Below are 19,527 nucleotides of genomic sequence, written 5' to 3' on the forward strand. Positions count from 1 at the left end.
TTGAGCGTATTAAATTACCCCTTTTTCTTCTAACTGCTTACACTCTTCTTCTGTTAAGCCAAGCATATTTGTTAAAATTTCATAATTATGTTCGCCTAAATCAGGTGCAATGTGACGGATACTTCCAGGTGTTTTTTCAAACTTTGGAATGATCCCAGGCACCTTCACTTTTCCAAGACGAGGGTGATGCACCTCGACGATATTCTCTCGTGCTTTAAATTGCGGATGCTCAAAAATATCCCGAATACTTAAGATTGGGCTCACAGGAACACCATGTGTATCTAAAATTTCTAATACGTCATCCCTTGTTTTCGACGCGATCCATTCAGAGACGATCGCATCCATTTCTTTGTTATGCTTCAGCCTGGATGCATTGACCGCGAATTTTTCATTCTCTAGTAAATCTAATCGATTCATCGCCTCTGCCAATCGATTGAAGGTCGAATCTGTACTCGTCACAAGAACCAAATAATGACCATCCTTTGTCTCATAGGTGCCGGCAGGGCTTGAATGTCCACTCAACCCCGGTGAACGCTCACGCACCTTCCCAAGCTTGTCATATTCTGCAACCAAAAACTCTAACATACGAAACACAGATTCATAGAGGGCCAAATCCACCATTTGCCCAGTTCCTTCTGGATGTGTATCCCTGTAATACATCGCTGTCACAGTAGCAAACGCCACATAGATGCCAGCAATATAATCAGTGAGAGAAAAGGAAGGGCTGACTGGATGCCGGTCTGGAAACCCTTGAATATATGTAAAGCCGCTAAACGCAGTCGCTGGTGTTCCAAATCCGGCTTTGTCCTTAAACGGGCCCGTTTGACCATAACCTGATACACGAATCATAATTAAACGAGGGTTGATTTCTTTTAACACATCGTACCCAACGCCCCATTTTTCGAGGGTGCCAGGGCGGAAATTTTCAATCAGCACATCGACCTGACCCGCAAGCTTTTTAAAAATGTCCTTTGCTTCGTCTTTGTGCAGATCCAGTGTAAGGGATTTCTTATTCCGTGAGAGACCAGACCATCTAAGTGGTTCCCCATCTGCAAAAGGACCGACATGCCGCAGCGTATCGCCTTTGCCAGGAATCTCAACTTTGATGACCTCTGCTCCAAAATCCCCTAGAAGCACCGCGCCATAGGGTGCAGCAATCATCGTAGAGACGTCTAATATTTTTATTCCTTCGAGCGGTGTGTTCATATTCATTGCTTGACTCCCTTTCATTCAAGTGATGAAGGGCTAAAATCATTCCTAATTTTAGCCCTTTTCATCTTTCTGATTGACCCGGAAAGCCCTGATGATTCAAAAAGAGGGCTTACCGGTACAGTTGTTTAATCCTTCGGAAGCTGCCCTTGCGGTGTGTAGAGCCAAATGAGCCATAAAGGTTCATCTCCTGTATTGACATGCTGGTGCGGGACACCGTCAGGAATGAACATAAAATCATTTTGTTTAAAGGACTGCCTTTCTCCATCACAAATGACTTCGCCAGATCCTTTAATCACAAAATCAAATTCCTCTGAACCCGGGTGATTGTGCACTGAACTTGCTTCCCCTGGTTCAAAAATGGTGAGACCCGCCATCATATGTTCTGAACCAACTGTATCCGGTGTAATGGTTTGAAATACCTTTCGAACCATTTGCTCCTCTGGACGATCTAAGCCTAACCATAATGGGTTCCCATCTTGAAACGGATTCAATACTTTAATTTTCATTGTTAATTCCTCCCTCGTTCTGATTAATTCACGCTGACATGTGAGCGCTTTGAATTTGGTGAATAAATGTCATTAATATTCCAATGTCCATCCGTAGGAACAGGATCATTTTTCATTGCGACATCAATAACGCAAGGCTCCTGAGAAGCAATGGCTTCAGCTAAAGCTTCTTTGAATTCAGAAGCTGAGGTGATTTTAATCCCCTTCATTCCATAACCTCTCGCAATGGCAGCAAAATCCGGTGAATAGCTTTCTCCATCTTTTCTGAAAACAGTGCCGTACGTCGTTTCATAGTGCGCCATTTGCAAGCCGGCTATTGTACCAAACGCACTGTTATTCATCACAATCCACACAACAGGAATGTTTTCTTCAACGGCTGTTGCGAGAACGGATGGATTTTGACCGAAGCCGCCGTCTCCAACGAGTGACACAACAACACGGTCAGGCTGGGCAATCTTCGCCCCAAGTGCGGCAGGGGCTCCAAATCCCATCGTTGCAAAGCCGCCTGGCGTTAAAATGGTTCCTGGCGTCAACACTGGAAATTGCTGTCCGACCCCATTTTTGTTCCAGCCAACATCCGTTGTAATAAACGCATCTGGCGGCAATACTTCCCGCACTTCCTGCAAAATACGCTGCGGCTTCATTGGGAAGGATTCATCTTGAATATTCGTCAGATTGCTAGCGTGAAAATCCTTACGATATGCCGCAATTTCCTTTTTCAATTCAGGACGATTCAGTCCTTTTGGCAGCCTTTCTCTCGCCACTCGATTGAGTACAGTCAAGGCTTGCTTAAGATCGGCTACTGCTCCAATTTCAACAGGATAGTTACGTCCAATTTCATTCGGGTCAATGTCAATATGAATGAGCTTGGTTGATGGGAAGCGGAACGTATAATCTGATTCCCACGAGCTCGCATCAGCTTCAGCAAAACGAGTGCCTAAAGCCAATATATAATCCGCCTCTTTGCACTGATCATTGATAAATTTCGTCCCCCAAAATCCTGTCATTCCAAGGGTCATTGGGTGATCATCCGGCATGGCTCCTTTCCCCATTAAAGAATGGGCGACAGGGATACTTAGATGGTCAGAAAAAGCCTTTAATTCTTCAGCTGCATCAGCTAATAAAATGCCTCCCCCTACATATAAGAGCGGCCTTTCTGCCTGCAGCAATCGATCTAATATCCGGTTGGCCGTTTGATCATCAATAGAAGGTTTTTCAATGGTGTGTGTATGATGGTTGATTTGTTCAAACAGGGACACATCTAGGTCTTTTGAGAACACATCCATTGGAACAGAAATAAGCACCGGGCCAGGACGGCCGCTTTCAGCTAACTGAAATGCTTTTGATAAAATCTCTGGAAATAATTCTGGAATATCGACTCGCCATGCTCTTTTCACAAACGGCCGGTAAATTTCGTATTGAGAGGCATCGGAATGAAGATTGATTTCTTGGTGTGGGTGCTTTCCGTAATAATGACTTGGGACATCTCCTGCAATGACAACCATTGGAATGGAATCAAGTGCTGCATTCGCTACTCCTGTTGCCGCATTGGTGAGTCCAGGTCCTAGATGACTGAGAACAACAGCCGTCTGTTTCTTCGCCCGCGCATAACCATCTGCTGCATGTGCCGCTATCTGTTCATGCCTGACATTTACAAATTGAATCGAGCTTTTTTCAAGCGCTGATAAAAAAGCAATATTCGTATGACCGCAGAGACCGAAAATATGCTCGACTCCCCGATTTTCTAAGTACTGAATAACCTGTGTAGAAATATTCTTCTTCATGTTTCTCTCCTCTCACGGTGCAGCTATGAATCTGCTACTCACTTATTCTTTGAAAACACAATAGATAGAACATTGTTCAAATCCTGTATCGCCACTTGCCCAGGAGCTGAGCTTTCTTTCCCTACAGCAAAGGTCATCACAGAACCAAAAAGTCCACCAATCATTCTTGTAAAAGCCCCGTATTCCGCCATTGCCATCGAAATAACGGGAATTGACAGCTGCTTTTTCGCATGGCTGGTCGCCGAGAGCAGTGTTAATGCATCGTCATAGGAATGCGGCATCACTGCGATCTTTGCGATGTCGGCGCCGACTGATTCTGCATTGACGAATAGCTGCACGAGACGATCCACCTCAGGGGTGCGATCGAAATCGTGATACGACACAATCATGGTAACGCCATGTCTTTTAGCAGCCTGACTGACTTGCTGTATATGTGTCACATCATGCATTAATTCATAATCAACGGCGTCCACAAGCTGTGTGGAACAAAGCTCGGCAAGCAGAGAAACCTTCTCAGATTCTGAGAGTGATATCTTTTCGCCTCCCTCCTTTTCAGAACGAATGGTGAATAAAAATGGAATACCCTTTGCCTTTTCTACCATTCCCTTAAGGGTTTCTATCACTTGATTCTTGTCATGAAGGTGATGAAAAAAATCCGCCCGCCACTCGATCACATCAGGCTTCTTCTCTGTTAACACCTCGACCTCATGAAACAATTCTTCCTTTGTTTGTACGATGAGCGGCGTACAAATCATCGGCTGACCGCCTGTCTGCACACTTTTTACCTTTTGCTGAAATGCATTCACATCCATACGCCCCTTTCACAGACCATTTGGAAGCACGACCATTTTGGTTTCGGTCATCTCCTCGATGGCGAAACGCGGACCTTCTCTTCCAAGGCCACTTCGTTTAATCCCGCCATAAGGCCAATGATCCAGTCTAAAATTCGATGTCCCATTGATGACAACCCCGCCAGCTTCAAGCTCTTTTGCTGCGTGTAATGCCACATCCAGCTGATTCGTAAAGATCCCTGCCTGCAAACCATATCGACTATCATTTGCTTCTTTAATTGCCTCCTCCAGCTCCTCATAAGGGAGAATGCTGACAACTGGGCCGAACACTTCCTCACAGACGACCTTGGCCTGTTTCGGAGGGTTTAGCAAAATAGCCGGTGTGATGCTCGCTCCATTTCTTTTTCCCCCGCATAAAAGCTGGGCACCCATGCTCTCTGCCTCTTGTATCCATGCCTCAACACGCTGCGCGGCCTGTACATCGACCATACAACCGATATCACTCTCACTGGACAGCGGATCTCCAACAACAAGCTGTTCTACTTTTTGTTTTAATACATCAGTAAACGACGGCATCATTTCTTGATGGACATAAATTCTTTGAACAGAAATACAGCTTTGACCGGAATTACTAAAGCCTGTTTTGGCACACATGGATGCGGCTTGTTCAATATCTGCATCGTGGTGAACAATCGTCGCACCATTTCCTCCGAGTTCGAGCAGTACTTTTTTTAATCCCGCAGAGGTTGTAATATGTTCACCTCCGGCAGCCCCGCCGGTAAAAGAGATGAGATTCGTTCTTTCATCAGTGACTAACTGTTTCCCGGCGTCGACCCCGCCAATCACAAGCTGCAAACCAGCCTCAGGAAATCCTGCTTCGAGAAGGAGTTCGACAAACGCTGTGGCAACAGCTGATGTTTGCGGTGCAGGCTTCAAAATGATGACATTCCCTCCCGCAAAGGCCGGACCGACTTTGTGACAAATTAAGTTGAGCGGTGCATTAAAAGGGGTAATCGCCAGCACAACTCCGACTGGAACTTTAAATGTCATGGCCATTGCTCCCTGTCCGCGCGATGATACATTGCCAGGAATGGTCTCACCTATTAATCGATTCGCTTCTTCCGCCGACTGAGCCAGCGTCTCGATTGATCGCGAAACTTCATCTCTTGTATTTTTAAGCGGTTTGCCTAATTCTAGCGAAATCAGTTTTGCAAAATGGCCTTTTTGTTCTTCAAGCAATGTGGCTGCTTTTGTTAGTAGCTTTGAGCGTTCGATTGCCGATAATCCCGCTATTTGTTTTTTAGCATGCTGCGCACTAGAAAGTGCCTGTTCTATGTCTTCTGATGAGGCGAGATAGGATGTACCGAGCCTTTCTCCTGAGTAAGGATTGATGATATCAGTTTTCACACGACCGGTATCCAGCCACTCGCCGTTTATATATGACAACGCTTTTAAATCCCTCAAATTTTTTCTCCCTCCTTCAAGTGCCGTGTTCCATGTCCTGCATAACGAACCAATCTTTCTTCATTCGGACAAGGTCCTTTCACGAGGGCTCCTTTTGTCAGCTCCTCATATGCATGCGCCACGATGCCCATTCCTCTGGACAAGGAAAAAATGCCTTTTGCTGCTTCTGCTGGAATGTTTAATTCACATTGGATGGCAGCAGATACACCATCTATATTCATCGTGATTTTCTTCCCTTTCAGTTGTTCAAGCTCATGCCTAATCGCTTCGGCTAACCGTAAATATGTGCCGCTGATAAGACCTTGCTGGACATGTTTGTGACTCAGCTCATATAGACGTCTCACCCTCGGATCATCATCATGAAGCTGATGGCCGATTCCCGGGATTTTTTCCTTGCGATTTAACCATGTTTGACACACTTGCTTTGCCGCAGAGTGTATATCCTTTTGATCATCGTAGATCGCTTTAGCCTCGTATAGCATGCGCATGGCCTTCTCTCCAGCTCCGCCATGAATGTCACCTAATAGATTCACCCCTGTTGCTACAGAGGAATTAAACGAAATGCCGCAAGTCACCGCCATTCTAGCTGCTGCAATAGATGGTGCTCTTGGTCCATGGTCCGCACCTGCGACAAGAACACTTTCAAAAAGAGCTGCTTTTGAATCATCCAATAATTCACCAACAAGCAGTAAATAGAGCATTTGTGGATACGACAATTCACCAATCAGTTCTTCAATCGGATACCCTCGTAGTTCAATTGAATTTTTTTGAATATGACTAATCTCAGTCTCCCACCAAGTGCCTCCCTCTTTGTAAATTTCCAGTGCACTTCGATTTTTCATTGTGTGAATCATTCCTTTAGCTTCTTATTTGGAGGTAAACCACCCCCTTTATTCCATCCAGCGGAATCTAATTTCACTTTTCGGAATGTGGTTTCATTGTAAGCGCATTCTTTTTATTCGTCAATTATTTTTTTCTGAAAATACTGTCAATAGGAGCGAAATTAAGTGAATCGAACTAATTATGTTTGCTTTTTTTGATCAAAAAAATTGATTTTTAGTTAAATGGACTTAAGTATATCGTTCTACTAATTTAATGAATTTTTGGTTATTTTGTCAAACTCAATTCGACATAAAAAGACCTCTCCATCTTCTGGAGAGGTTTCTTTTTTATTTCCACCAGTCATCAAACATGGAAGCGGGTACTTGGCGTTTATGCTCTGATTGAACATAACGCTTTTCAATCGCTTCGGCGGCTTGATCTGACACTGGTTTTCCTTCTAAGTAATCATCAATTTCATTGTACGTAATGCCGAGTTCTGTTTCATCCGTTTGCTGAGGTTTATCATCCAGCAGATCGGCTGTTGGTTTCTTTAAATACAGGCGTTCCGGTGCTTCTAGGGCTTCTAAAAGCGCACGGCCTTGGCGTTTTGTCAAACCTGTGAGCGGGAGAACATCTGCACCGCCATCACCATACTTCGTGAAGAAGCCGGTTACTGCTTCAGCTGCATGATCTGTACCGATGACAAGCAATCCCTCCTCACCACCTACAGCATATTGCGCGATCATTCTCATGCGTGCTTTGACATTCCCTTTATTAAAGTCAGACAATGGGCCGCCCGTTTCCTTTTGATATTGATCACTGAATGCTGACACGGCAGGTGCAATATCATATTTCCACGACTTGTCTGGCTGAATAAATGATAGGGCGAGCTGTGCATCATCTTCATCCTGCTGCACACCATGCGGAAGGCGTACCGCAATAAAGACCGCATCCTCTTTTCCTTCTTGACGAAGCTCACTGACAGCAAGCTGTGCAAGACGTCCGGCAAGCGTTGAATCCTGCCCCCCGCTAATGCCGAGTACGAATCCTTTTGCCCCGGTTTTTTTCAAGTATTCCTTTAGAAATCCAACCCGTTTTTCGATCTCCTGCTTTGGGTCAATTGAGGGCTGCACATGCAACTCTTGGCTGATCTTTTTCTGCAAACTCATACACTTTTCCTCCTAAGCATCCTCTACATGAAGAGAACAGGTTTTACTCACAATTCATTGATTTAACAACGTTTTTTGAATCTCCATTATACCATGTTTTCATCAAGAACATTTTGTTAGACGTTCCCCTATTTCTTAGATGATCAAACATTCACAAGTGAAAAAGACCACGTCTTTATGGACTGGTCCTTTTCTTTTTTAATCAATTTCTACCCGTATAGATGTACAGCTTGATCCATTACACTTCCCAATATCAGCAGGACATGCGGACACGGCCACAATGAGGTCCATTTCAGCCCGCAGGCGAATGTAGTCACCAGGCAGCGATTTTGGCTCCTCCACAGACAGCTTTCCTTTTTCATCAATGACTGTATTCATAAAGGCGTTAAAAGGATAGTACATATCCTCCTTTGGAATTCCAAAGGGCTCAAAGGCAGTCCGCAAATTGTCGTAGCATGTATGCATGACCTCTAAGTGCGTCCGGCCGTATAAAAGCTGATACATCTCTTGCCGGCAGGCGGGCATGTATAAATCATGGCATTCTACTGTATCTTCAATGATCGTAAACATCGGTTTATATAAATTAGAATAGAGCTTATCGCCTTTTTTCACTTTAGACGAGAACAAACTGTCCATCGTCGCACCTTGGTCAAATTTTTCATAAAAATCTTTTTCATGATAGGCCATCACATCTGCTACTTGCTGGCCTTCGACATCAACCACTCGCATACATTGGCCTTTTCCTAAACGAAAGCCGAGTCTACCCTTTGGTAAAATGACGTGTTCTCCGTTCATCACATGCACTCCTTTCCATGACAGTATGCCCAAAATGTCCCCTTGATCATGTATAAAAAAAAGACGCGGTCACAAGCTAATGTCATTGAAATAGAAAGGTGTTGCACTTGCATTGAAAGAAGAACAATCTTTATCTTGGTGGCAGCTTTCTCTCATCGGAGTCGGCTGTACAATTGGCACTGGGTTCTTCCTTGGTTCCAGCATCGCCATTACAAAATCCGGTTATTCCGTCTGCATCTCCTTTTTGCTTGCTGCGGCCGGAACGTATCTCGTCTTTAAACATTTAGCTGCGATGACAGCCGATAATCCTGATAAAGGGTCATTTTGTTCCTATGCTCGTAAAGCATACGGACGCTGGGCAGGGTTTAGCAATGGCTGGGTGTATTGGTTTGCAGAAATGCTGATTACAGGAAGTCAGTTAACCGCCATTTCTCTGTTTACCCGCCACTGGTTTCCTTCTGTTCCGCTTTGGGTGTTTTCTGCGATTTATTCCGCTCTTGCCCTGCTCGTCATTATCATTGGGCTTTCTTCTTTTCAAAAGACAGAAAATGTTCTTGCGGTACTGAAAACAGCGGCGATTTTTCTATTTATGATTCTTGCGGTGCTTGTATTATTCGGCATTTTGACAGAACATAAACCGACCCTTCATCTGCCTAACAAGGATCACGAATGGATGCCTCTTGGTCCGCTTGGTCTTTGGAATGGATTGATTTATGCGTTTTATGCATTTGGGGGAATTGAAGTCATGGGGCTGATGGCGGTTCATTTAAAGGACCCGAAGGATGCGGCAAAAGCTGGACGTGTCATGCTGATCATTCTAGCGGTCATCTATATCGTCTCGATCGGACTTGCTCTCTTGCTTGTCCCAGTGACAGCCTTTAATGAGAACAGCAGTCCATTTATTACTTCATTAGAGCCGTTTCATTTATCGATCTTTCTTCATATCTTTAATGGCATTTTCATTATTGCTGGTTTTTCGACATTGGTTGCCTCTCTCTATGCGGTCACAACGCTGCTCGGCACAATGTCAGAGCATCAGGATGCACCTGCTTGTTTTAAACAAAAAGATCCATCGCATGTGAGATGGTCTTCGATTATCTTAACTGCTGCTGGCTTAATTGTCTCGATTTTGCTTGCACTCTTTTTGTCCAAACACATCTACGAGCATCTCACAACAGCAGCCGGTCTTACCTTGCTGTACACATGGATTTTTATTCTGTTCTCAAGTAAAAAGCTATCCAAGCCATCCACCCGCCAAACGTGCGAAATGATTCTTGCGCTGCTCTTAATTGGAGCCGCTGTATCAGGCACATTAACAGAGGCAAGCGGACGACCTGGCTTTTTTATCAGCCTTGGGATCATTGCAGTGATTGCCATCATGGTGCTATTTATGAGGAAAAAGTGGAAGCAGGATCAGACCGCATCATAATTTCATCATGTTTTTTAATGCAGTAAATGGACATTTGGCGGAGGCTGGTTTCTCCGCCTCTTCATCTGGGAGAAAGTATTGCTTCCATTCATGATTGGTCGGGTCCCCGTACCATTTTAATGATGGGTGAACACTGACCTCATCATATGCTTTGAGCCGCTTGCGAACGAGCTGGCTCATTTTTTGTCCAAACTTGGTCGATCCATTCAATTTTTCAAACACCCATCTAGGCTGAAACGCCATCATGATATAAGGGAAGTGGCGGCTTTTTCTGAGTTTGTGAGCAGGTGTGGAGCACAAAATAAAATACGCTTCCCCATGGAAGCAATACTCCCACTCATGATGATGAGTATCTAGCGGAATCTCCTCAGGCCACGGTTCTTCATCTTTATGATGTAGCCGTTGAAGCAGCGACCAAAACTGCTGCTCAAACTCTTCAAGCGAGCTTTCCTTTAAATCCTGCGGTGTTTCAAAAAAACAGATAAATGAAGCATATTGACCGGTTTCTTTCGCACAGCCTTGATATTCTCTCAGCAGCTGCGCTAATTCATCCACCGCTTCCTCTTCCCTCGGGTCACCAACAAACCCATAGCGTAAATGATCGAGAAAAAATCCCTGTCTTCCGGGTACACAAGGGAATGTATCGGCTTCATCTCCTACCATCTCGCCAAATTGTGTGAAAGCATCCTGCTTCCATTCTTCTAGTGATCGTAGATTTTGATCAAGGCAACTTTTCGCATACAGCTGGGCCATTTCCTTACACCTCGTTTTAGCGTCTTCTCCATAGCCTATGAGATGCAAATGGCTGTGGTGACTGTCCTTCCACGACTTCCTAGCGTATGACAAGATGGGTTTCCTATGATCAGACTAGTGAAAGTTAATAGAGAGCCTTTCGTCATACCTACGATGGATTCTTCATCAAAAAGACGGAATCCAGCACCCAATAAATAAGGGCTGCGCAGAAGCTAAACAAATAGACTTTATAGCTGATGAACACAACAAGCCCATAATCAATCCATAAAGCCAAAGCCGAACAAACCACCCATGCCGCAATAAAATAAATCAATAAGTCACGGCTTCGAAACCTCTTAGGATGGCGGTGTAAAACAAGCTGAATCGGTGCAGCAAAAATGACATAAGCAAGCAAAATGAACAGACTGGTCATCTCCACATAACTCAAGCCCACTTCAGGCGGCATGAATAAAAACGTATAAATGAATGTTGCTGTGATGACTGATAAAATTTACATACACACATAGTTGAATACTGGCAAAAATAGTCGCATAGCAGAAGCTCCTTCAAACCATTTTCTATTCCATCATTATTCAAGAATGTGTTATATATGTAAATACTTACAAAAAAACAGACTGAATGTGTCAGTCTGTTTTTCTACCCAATCAACGCCATAATCCCTTGATACCCAAAATAGGCACCGAAACCAAGTAAAGATAGACCTGCAAGAACGGATAAGCCATGTAACACACGTTCACTTAAATAACGCCTAAACGAACTAGCAAGCAGCGCCATACTGAAATCCCAGATCAGCATGCCGATAAAAATAGCCATACTGTACATGAGCATTTGGGAAGCTCCATACTTTTCGATCGTATTGGCTAAGATGCTGCCATAGATGCCAAGCCAAAACAAAATACTGAGCGGATTAGATAGAGAAATGAAAAATCCGGTCATGAACGATTTGCCAATTGATGTGTTTTCGCTGTCCTTTTTCGGACTCTCCTGTAAATTGATTTTACGCAGACTTTCAATGCCGGTATAGGTCAAAACGAAAAAGCCGAACAGCCACAAAAAGGTTTTGACAAGAGGTGCAGTCAAAAGCTGGGCGACACCAAAATAGATGAGAAGCATATAGACAATATCCGCAGCCATAGCCCCCACACCAAAAATCCACGCATGCCAAAATCCACTTTTAATCCCTCTGTCGATTTGGGCTGCATTGACTGGCCCAACAGGCGCTGAAAGTGACAACCCTAAAAAGATATAACCAAAAAACACCGCCACATAGACGTCCTCCTTTTGATGCTGACTTGTACATGTTATTCAAACTTTCTGCGTTTTAGTACAAGTCCTTTGTCATCATTTCAGGTGGAGGCTTAGCGGTCTGCTTTCAGTGCTGACTGCTGCGCGTGTACCGTTTCTTTTTTCTTAGAACGATTCATTTGAATCGCAGCTGCGAACAGAAGAACAGCTAAGAAGGCAAATACAAAGACGGCACTAGCCGCTCCTGCCCATTCCAGACTAAATCCAATCAAAAAAGACAAGCAGGCTCCGCCTAAGCTCGCAGCTGCAATAAAATAACTTGTCGCCTCATCGATGGCATTTTCAATCATTAAGGCAGACGCTGTCAGTGCGATTGGGAACATGCCAGCTGCGCAAAGGCCGATGAAAAAGATGAGAATCAGCTGCGCGGTCATGTGGGTTGTCAGAGCGAATATCACAAGCAGCAAAATCATCAGTGATGCACTTAGCTTTAAAAAACGCAGCGGATGCAGCTGATCAGCTTTTCTCGCGATCACGGTTCTGCCAATGACGATCGCTGTCCAGAAAGTAGAGACTGCGAAGAGTCCCCAATTTTCTCCCCCTTTTTCCAGCATGATTGACGGCAAAAAATTCGCAAAGTTCGTTTCAATCCCTGCGTAGAAAAAGGCAAAGCAAATCATGATCACCACAATCATTCGATTATTTCGATCAACAAGTAAAGACGGTTTCCGCGTCCCCCCTGTAGAAGGAGCATCCATCTGTCCATGAGGCAGTTTGTTCATAAAAACCAGCCAGAGCATAAGGAAAAATGTCAGCGCACCCACCTGAAATAAAAACACATACTGCCATGTCTGTTCTGTGACAGTCAGCAGAATCACTAGCGGAAATAACAGCGCACCTAGTCCAAAAAAGACCTCCATAATACTGATTCGCTTTGCACTATTAGCCATCGAAATGACATACGCACCGGCTGTTGTCTCAAGACTGCCAGCGCCGCTCCCAAGAAAAAAACCTGCCAGCACAAGCGTTGTCCAGCCCGGCACCAATAGCCCCAGCAGAAGTGAGCCGATCATCAGCAAAAGACCCATCGTCAGCACAGCGCCATAGCCTTTTTTTCTCACTAGAATGGGGGATAACAGAACACCAGTCAAAAAACCAATAAACTGAAAAAAAATTAAAGATGATAATTCCCCGGGGCCTTTATCGTAACTAGACAGCAAATAAGGTGTTAAGCTGCCAAAAAACACATGAATGGTCCCAATAAAAAAATAAAAGACACAGCCAAAATAAAATACCTTTTTCATCTTTTCACTTCCTCTAAAAAGGAGCGGAGTCATGATATCCTCCGCTCCACCTCTTTAATATGCCTGGGCAGAGACGACTGCCTCTTCCCTTTCAAAGCATGTATTGAGCGCAGCCTGAGCGCGATAACCATCTTCAAAATCAGCGACCTTCATATGAGATGGGTATGGATCAGTATTCACCCAATGCATCAACTGATCGCGGAATGTATCGGACCATCCGTAAAATTCATTTGGCGGATCTGTCAGCAAAGTTTGCGGCATTTGATGACGCTCCACACACAATCCATCACTGATCTCATATTCGTTTTTCATGTTCGTATGGTATTTGAATACCTTGTCATGACCAACGACTTCTACACTAAATCCACATTCCTCAGGCTGCGTGCTTTTGGATGTCACCAAATGAAAGAACACTTGATTCTCCATCTGCCCGAAAATTTCGGTATGATCATCCACCTGAACCTTTTTCTCTTCTTTTTCCTTTACATGTGTCAGCATCTTGGTGTTAAGTGATTCTTTCTTCATTTCACTGCCAAATAAGTACCACAGCATATCAATCAAATGAATGCCAAGATCCCCTAGTGCACCGCTCGTACGCAGACTTTCGCCGCTGTCTCTCCATGAAAAAGTCTTTCTTCTAAGGGCACTGTTTTTCTTAAAATGAGTTCTGACGGTTAAAATGCGGCCTAATTCACCGTTGGCAATCAAGTTTTTCAATATATTCACAAAGGATAAATAACGATAGTTAAAGCCCATACTGGCTTGAACTTGGAACTGTTTGGCTGTCTCCACCATTTCCTTCGCTTCCTTCAGCGACACAGCCATCGGTTTTTCACATAAAATCGGCTGTCCTGCTCTTAGCGACTGAAGGGCATGGTCCTTGTGACAAAAATTAGGGGATGCAATGATCAATCCATCAGATGCATCTGCCAGTGTCTCGATACTTGAATACACACGTCCGCCGTACTGTTTAATGAATCCCTGTGCGACCGACTCATGCAAATCATAGACACCGGATAATTCTGCACCTTTGATCGTTGATAATGCTCTTGCATGTGCTTTTGCAATATTCCCTGCTCCAACAATTCCAATTTTCTTCATGAATGTGCCTCCTCATGTTTATACATCACTGTTTTCAGTGTTTCATAGATTCCTTTTGCATACCCATGATGACAAATTTGGTGATGGTGCCGTTTGGCTTCGGCTGTCGCATTTTGGACAAGGAAACCGTGTGTGACGGATTGAAGCATCCGCAAATCGTTCCCGCTATCACCAAAGGCAAAGCCTTGATCTTTCGATAAATCATATTGGTTCAGCATAAAACGGACAATTTCATCCTTCCCTGTTCCGACTGGTAAAAAATCGACATCATAGCAATCCGCAGGATCTCCTGCAAGCGGGTTGCATTTGTTGATATTGACCGCCACGCCTCGCTCTTTCGCCAGTGTTTGGATAAATGATAGATGATGAAGATCTGTCCGTTCATCCTGCTCCTGATAATAGAAATTCTTCTTATACCCTGAACTGCCCAGCTGCGTTTGCGGTCTAAGGGAAATGCCCTTTCCTCGGATGGTTTCCAGGATGTCTTCGATTTTTTCATCTGAAAAGCCCTGTGCATCCAGCCGCTTCACCCACTCTGCATCTGGCTGTCCAAAATGGGCATCCGACGTATATACAATCTCAGTCCCTAAGTTCGACGCAATGAAATGCGGGAATTGATGAAACCCGCCTTTTTCCATTTTGCTCGTGACAGAATCGAGGCTGCTTCCCGTCACCCAGCCCAGCAAGAGCTGTCCCGCTTCACTCTTTTCTGCTACAAAGGCTTCCAGCCGCTTGACATCCTCTCTCTGCTCCTCTGTCATTCCGTGAGAATAATACGTTTCATCAAAATCACAGAAGACGATCCACTGCGGATTCTTCGGCAGATTCAGCAGTTTTTTATTGAATGGAAGACTTGATAACATGATGAACCCCCTCGATGACCTTCTCCTGATCTTGCAGCGGCATTCCTGGATAAAGTGGCAAGTGAAGTAATTGCTGTGCTGCTTTTTCCGTGTGTGGAAGTGTCGTTTGTCTATATTTTTGAGAAACAAGATTTGTTTGATGCTGATGCGATAGAACCGGGTAATAGACATCCGTCTCTATGCCCATTTCCAGCAATTTTGCTGCCAGTTCATCTCGGTCTCCCTTCAGCACTCTAATCGGGAATAGATGCCATACATGATCATCTGTCAGCGTCGGGAGCTTCATATATCCTTCATCCTCAAGCGTTTGCAGCTGATCAATGTATCGCTTGGCTAAGTAAAAACGTTTAAAGTTTTGCAATCCTAAATACTTCATTCGTTCAAGTCCAATCGCTGCCTGCAAATTATCAATTTTCGAATTAAAGCCATAGTCACTGCGTTTGACATTTTTCTTTCCAGCTTCAAAGCCGTGATAGCTGATCTCCATACATTTTTCCGCTAAGGCCTCATCATTTGTAGCGATGGCTCCTGCCTTTCCGCAGACCCCAAGGTTTTTGTATGGATTAAAGCTGAGAACAAGTCCATCTCCATAAGCGCCAAGGCCGCTGCTGCCAATCGCCTGACAGCCGTCTTCAATGATTTTCAGCCCATGCTGTTTCGCAATCGCCGAAATCTCCTTCATATCCGCTTGCTTTCCATATAAATGAACCGGTAGAATGCATACCGTTTTATCTGTGATATGCTTCTCTATTTCACTCGGTGAGAGGCAGTAGGTTTCAGGATCAATATCGGCATATACCGGAACAGCCCCAATGGCAAGCACTGCATTTTCTGTGGCAGCAAAGCTATTGGCCGGCAAAATCACCTCGTCTCCTGGATGGACGCCTGCTGATATGAGACTGATCATCAATGCATCTGTTCCACTTGACGTGGCAATGACATATTTTTTCCCTAAGTACTCAGCAATCGCCTTTTCAAATGTCGGAATATATGGCCCTGAAGTAAAACGGCCAGAGCTCAATACTTCCTTCAGCACCAGCATAATATCATCGATTTCATCTTCTGAAATCAGTTTGTCAACTGGCAGAAACGGTATCTTTTTTTCCTTATTTTGTTTATAATGGAAGAGAATTTTTTCCAAACCTGTGCGCTCTATATCTTGCTCAAGGAACGACACCAGTTTTTCATTTGCTAGATGCTTTTCAACTGAATCAGCCTTAACTTGAACACCTTGATTGATCATATCCAGCAAAGGAAGATAATCCTTGCTTTTACCTGATATCTTCGTCAATATTTGCATTCCATTCCCTCCAATTAATCAATTCCTTTTGTTAATATTTAACTTGTTTCACATTGTAAATGATGTTATCGATTTCAGAACAATAACTTTGTGTAAAGGATTTGTTAATATGTGTACAATTTATGAAATTGCTAAACGCTGCGGGGTTTCAACCACCACCGTTTCCAGAGTGCTAAACCATCACCCATATGTGTCAGAAGAAAAGCGGCAGCTCATTTTACAGGTGATGAAAGAAATGGAATATACACCGAGTTCAGCAGCCCGCACACTAAGGTCACATCAGACAAAAACCATTGCTGTGTCTGTTCCAGCTGTGGATCATCCTTTTTTTGCACAATTGATTAAAGGCATTTCAAAGGAAGCACTGGATCAAGGATATAAAGCCATCGTGCTCCAGACGTTTTATCAAGAAGCATTAGAGCTTGAAGGGCTTCAATTATTAAAAAGAAAAGAAGTAGATGGGGTTATATTGGGTGCGTTAGAAAATACGTGGGAGGAAATTGAGCCATTTTTAACGAACGGCCCCATTGTCATGGCAAATGAATATCACCAAACAGCAAACATCCCGATTATTGGATACGATGAACGGGAAGCCGCCTATAAAGCGGTGGACTATTTGATTCGGTCGGGGCGAAAATCGATTGGGTTTTGCTTTGATACAGAAAGCAGTGAAGCGCAGAAACAAAGGAAACAGGGCTATCTTGATGCACTCTCTGCTCACGGTTTGCCGCTGCAAGATGATTGGCTGTTTGGAGAGGCTTTTACCATTGAAGACGGCTTTCGTTTAATGGAGGTCATCCATCACATGAAGGAAGCGCCTGATGCCATTTTCACCGGCAATGATCAAGTCGCAGCAGGACTCATTAAACAGGCTATTTCATACGGCTATCAAATCCCCGGGGATCTAGCGGTCATCGGCTATGACAACCAAGACATTTGTGAGGTGACTGCTCCAACGATCACCACAATTGACATACCGATCGTAGAGCTTGGCCAGCGGTCTGTACAGCAAATGATCGCACTCCTGCAAGATCAAAAACCATTACAGCGCGAACATATCCAGCTGCCTACCCGGCTCGTGACAAGAGAATCTACATAAAGAAAAAGACTGAGAGAGATCTCAGTCCTTCAGATTGTTGACAAAGGGCTAAAATGATCTTTATTTTAGCCCTTTGTCTTCTTTTCAGCGTGATAGAAAACCTTTGCAGTCTAGGAAGGACGAGCACCTGAGCGGAGCGAATTGAAACATTCGTGAGCACTGGAGCGCAGACCTGACAAAGAATGCGAGGGTTTGTCTACACGCTGAGACTGAGAGAGATCTCAGTCTTTTTTATACCTATCTATCAACCTATACAAATTGAGCGAGAATGAATGTCCATATACATACAATACCGAGCAAGATGAAGCTGTACTTCACGGTCTTTTTGAAGAGCTCAGATTCTTTCCCTGTTTCTCCAACAGCTGCTGTAGCGATAGCGATTGATTGTGGAGAAATTAATTTCGCCATCACACCACCGGTCGTATTCGCCCCAATTAACAAACCTGCCTGTGAACCGATTTGAGAAGCAGTGACCGCTTGAAGGTTACCGAATAAGGCGTTGTTACTCACGACAGACCCCGTAATAAACACGCCGATCCAGCCAAGCACCGGGCTGACAAGCGGGAACAAATCGCCCGTTTTGGCAAGAGCAAGTCCAATCGCTGAACTTAATCCAGCAAAGTTCGCTAGGTTGGCAAAGCCCATAACAAAACAAATAGTCAGAACAGGAACCCAAAGCTCTTTCACCGCTGCTTTTAAGCAGACAGCGCCTTCTGTTAATGTAATATGTCTGCTAAACAGCCCTGTCAGCATGACCGCAATCAGAATGGCGGTCCCCGTTGCACTAATGACATCAATTTTAAAGATCGCATCAATAGGTGTTTCCGTTTGTGCAATTGGTGGTAATTTCACAATTTGCTGATGTAAAAATGGCATTTTCACTAAAATGGTCGTCCAGTTAAGCGGTCCTCCTACAGCAAACAATGCTTTAAATGCCGGCAGACTCCATACCGTAATAACAGCAGTTAAAATATAGAACGGAGACCATGCTTTCAGTATTTCAACGCCGCGATACGTTTGTTTCTGTTCAATATCTGGCGCTCCTTCTTCACGATAAATGTGTTTTGGCTGCCATTTCCGAAGAAATAAAGCCAAAACTCCCATACTTGCTAAAGCAGAAATAATATTGGCAAGCTCAGGACCCATCGTCACCATTGTGACAGCTTGCAAAATAGCATAGGTACCACTCACAACAAGCAAGGCTGGCAGAGTTTCTTTGATCCCTTTCAATCCATCTACAATCAGAATGAGGAGAAACGGAATACAGAATGAAATAAATGGGATCGTATATACAAGGGTTTGAGATAACGCAAGCGGCGTCATATTGCCCATTTGCGCCCCTGTAATCACCGGAATGCCTACAGCACCAAATGCACCAGACGCAGCATTGGCAATTAAGCAGAGCATCGCAGCTTTCAGCGGTTTAAACCCAAGCTCTGTTAAGAGAGCGGCACTGATCGCAATCGGTACACCAAACCCAGCAGCGCCCTCTAAAAATGCGTTAAAACTAAAACCAATTAATAAGAGCTGAAGACGTTGATCTTGAGAGATTCCTGCAATACTAGATCGAATGACATCGAACTTACCAGATTTCACGGCAATTTTATAGAGCCATACCGCCATGATGACGATATATCCAATCGGCCACAGCCCATTAGATATACCGAGCAGCACAGCAGATAATGCTTTTTCAACTGGCATATGAAAGAAGAAAACAGCTGTTACAAAACTGACGATTAAGGTAAAACAAGCGGCTAAAACACCTTTTAGCTTAAAAACGGTTAATGCAAGAAGAAAAAACAAGATTGGAAGCATTGCCACCAATGCACTGACGAATTCATTACCAAACGGATCATATATTTGCTGCCACATAGTGATTCATCCTTTTCT

Annotated in this window: 18 protein-coding genes; 2 read left to right on the forward strand and 16 right to left on the reverse strand. The window is 44.1% G+C overall.

What is annotated here, in order from left to right:
* Positions 1 to 9: 9 nt before the first annotated feature.
* From M1D84_RS17330 to M1D84_RS17365, 8 genes are all read right to left on the reverse strand, one after another.
* On the reverse strand, positions 10 to 1,212 hold the full coding sequence (locus tag M1D84_RS17330) for a CaiB/BaiF CoA transferase family protein (protein WP_024427254.1): 1,203 nt from the start codon (positions 1,210 to 1,212) through the stop codon (positions 10 to 12).
* 125 nt (positions 1,213 to 1,337) lie between these two features.
* On the reverse strand, positions 1,338 to 1,718 hold the full coding sequence (locus M1D84_RS17335; protein WP_024424330.1) for a cupin domain-containing protein: 381 nt from the start codon (positions 1,716 to 1,718) through the stop codon (positions 1,338 to 1,340).
* 23 nt (positions 1,719 to 1,741) lie between these two features.
* The gene (locus M1D84_RS17340) at positions 1,742 to 3,502 is read right to left on the reverse strand and encodes a thiamine pyrophosphate-binding protein (protein ID WP_133744725.1); all 1,761 of its coding nucleotides are present in this window, start codon (positions 3,500 to 3,502) and stop codon (positions 1,742 to 1,744) included.
* A gap of 38 nt (positions 3,503 to 3,540) precedes the next feature.
* Entirely contained in the window at positions 3,541 to 4,314 is a 774-nt protein-coding gene (gene aroD / locus M1D84_RS17345; RefSeq protein WP_458106349.1) for a type I 3-dehydroquinate dehydratase, read from the reverse strand.
* Between the two features lie 9 nt (positions 4,315 to 4,323).
* Positions 4,324 to 5,757, reverse strand: a complete 1,434-nt coding sequence (locus M1D84_RS17350) for an aldehyde dehydrogenase family protein (protein ID WP_458106350.1) — start codon at positions 5,755 to 5,757, stop codon at positions 4,324 to 4,326.
* Positions 5,754 to 6,611 carry a citryl-CoA lyase gene (locus M1D84_RS17355; protein WP_458106351.1) on the reverse strand — a complete coding sequence of 286 codons (858 nt, stop codon included), beginning with the start codon at positions 6,609 to 6,611 and terminating at the stop codon, positions 5,754 to 5,756. The genes M1D84_RS17350 and M1D84_RS17355 overlap by 4 nt, the downstream gene beginning before the upstream one ends.
* Positions 6,612 to 6,926: 315 nt before the next feature.
* Positions 6,927 to 7,748 (reverse strand): ammonia-dependent NAD(+) synthetase, encoded by an 822-nt coding sequence (gene nadE, locus M1D84_RS17360; RefSeq protein WP_024424335.1) that lies wholly within the window; start codon positions 7,746 to 7,748, stop codon positions 6,927 to 6,929.
* A gap of 198 nt (positions 7,749 to 7,946) precedes the next feature.
* Positions 7,947 to 8,543 carry a DUF1989 domain-containing protein gene (locus M1D84_RS17365; protein WP_024424336.1) on the reverse strand — a complete coding sequence of 199 codons (597 nt, stop codon included), beginning with the start codon at positions 8,541 to 8,543 and terminating at the stop codon, positions 7,947 to 7,949.
* A 112-nt stretch (positions 8,544 to 8,655) separates the two neighbouring features.
* Here M1D84_RS17365 and M1D84_RS17370 point away from each other — a divergent pair, with 112 nt between their 5' ends.
* Positions 8,656 to 9,972 carry an amino acid permease gene (locus tag M1D84_RS17370; protein WP_029706583.1) on the forward strand — a complete coding sequence of 439 codons (1,317 nt, stop codon included), beginning with the start codon at positions 8,656 to 8,658 and terminating at the stop codon, positions 9,970 to 9,972.
* Here the strand turns inward: M1D84_RS17370 and M1D84_RS17375 are convergent.
* The 7 genes from M1D84_RS17375 to M1D84_RS17405 all read right to left on the reverse strand — a co-directional run bounded on the left by M1D84_RS17375 (position 9,967) and on the right by M1D84_RS17405 (position 16,538).
* Positions 9,967 to 10,725, reverse strand: a complete 759-nt coding sequence (locus M1D84_RS17375) for a YqcI/YcgG family protein (protein WP_073203702.1) — start codon at positions 10,723 to 10,725, stop codon at positions 9,967 to 9,969. The genes M1D84_RS17370 and M1D84_RS17375 overlap by 6 nt on opposite strands.
* 148 nt (positions 10,726 to 10,873) lie before the next feature.
* A complete protein-coding gene (locus M1D84_RS17380) occupies positions 10,874 to 11,170 on the reverse strand; it encodes a UPF0715 family protein (RefSeq protein ID WP_249117545.1) in 297 nt (98 codons plus the stop codon).
* A 191-nt stretch (positions 11,171 to 11,361) separates the two neighbouring features.
* Positions 11,362 to 11,991: a LysE family translocator gene (locus tag M1D84_RS17385; RefSeq protein WP_024424337.1), complete on the reverse strand. Its 630-nt coding sequence runs from the start codon at positions 11,989 to 11,991 to the stop codon at positions 11,362 to 11,364.
* A gap of 92 nt (positions 11,992 to 12,083) precedes the next feature.
* A complete protein-coding gene (locus tag M1D84_RS17390) occupies positions 12,084 to 13,274 on the reverse strand; it encodes an MFS transporter (protein WP_268415553.1) in 1,191 nt (396 codons plus the stop codon).
* Positions 13,275 to 13,328: 54 nt separating this feature from the next.
* On the reverse strand, positions 13,329 to 14,375 hold the full coding sequence (locus tag M1D84_RS17395; protein ID WP_024424339.1) for a Gfo/Idh/MocA family protein: 1,047 nt from the start codon (positions 14,373 to 14,375) through the stop codon (positions 13,329 to 13,331).
* Positions 14,372 to 15,238 (reverse strand): HAD-IIB family hydrolase, encoded by an 867-nt coding sequence (locus M1D84_RS17400; RefSeq protein ID WP_171463921.1) that lies wholly within the window; start codon positions 15,236 to 15,238, stop codon positions 14,372 to 14,374. The genes M1D84_RS17395 and M1D84_RS17400 overlap by 4 nt, the downstream gene beginning before the upstream one ends.
* Positions 15,213 to 16,538 carry a DegT/DnrJ/EryC1/StrS family aminotransferase gene (locus M1D84_RS17405; RefSeq protein ID WP_151863117.1) on the reverse strand — a complete coding sequence of 442 codons (1,326 nt, stop codon included), beginning with the start codon at positions 16,536 to 16,538 and terminating at the stop codon, positions 15,213 to 15,215. Before M1D84_RS17405 ends, M1D84_RS17400 begins: the two co-directional genes overlap by 26 nt.
* 109 nt (positions 16,539 to 16,647) lie before the next feature.
* On the opposite strand from M1D84_RS17405, the gene M1D84_RS17410 reads away from it, so the two are divergent.
* Positions 16,648 to 17,637 carry a LacI family DNA-binding transcriptional regulator gene (locus M1D84_RS17410; protein WP_122631523.1) on the forward strand — a complete coding sequence of 330 codons (990 nt, stop codon included), beginning with the start codon at positions 16,648 to 16,650 and terminating at the stop codon, positions 17,635 to 17,637.
* A 249-nt stretch (positions 17,638 to 17,886) separates the two neighbouring features.
* On the opposite strand, the gene M1D84_RS17415 is transcribed toward M1D84_RS17410, so the two are convergent.
* On the reverse strand, positions 17,887 to 19,509 hold the full coding sequence (locus M1D84_RS17415) for an L-lactate permease (protein ID WP_103132604.1): 1,623 nt from the start codon (positions 19,507 to 19,509) through the stop codon (positions 17,887 to 17,889).
* Positions 19,510 to 19,527 lie beyond the last annotated feature (18 nt).

It is taken from the genome of Bacillus sp. PK5-006 (genome assembly GCF_054161415.1).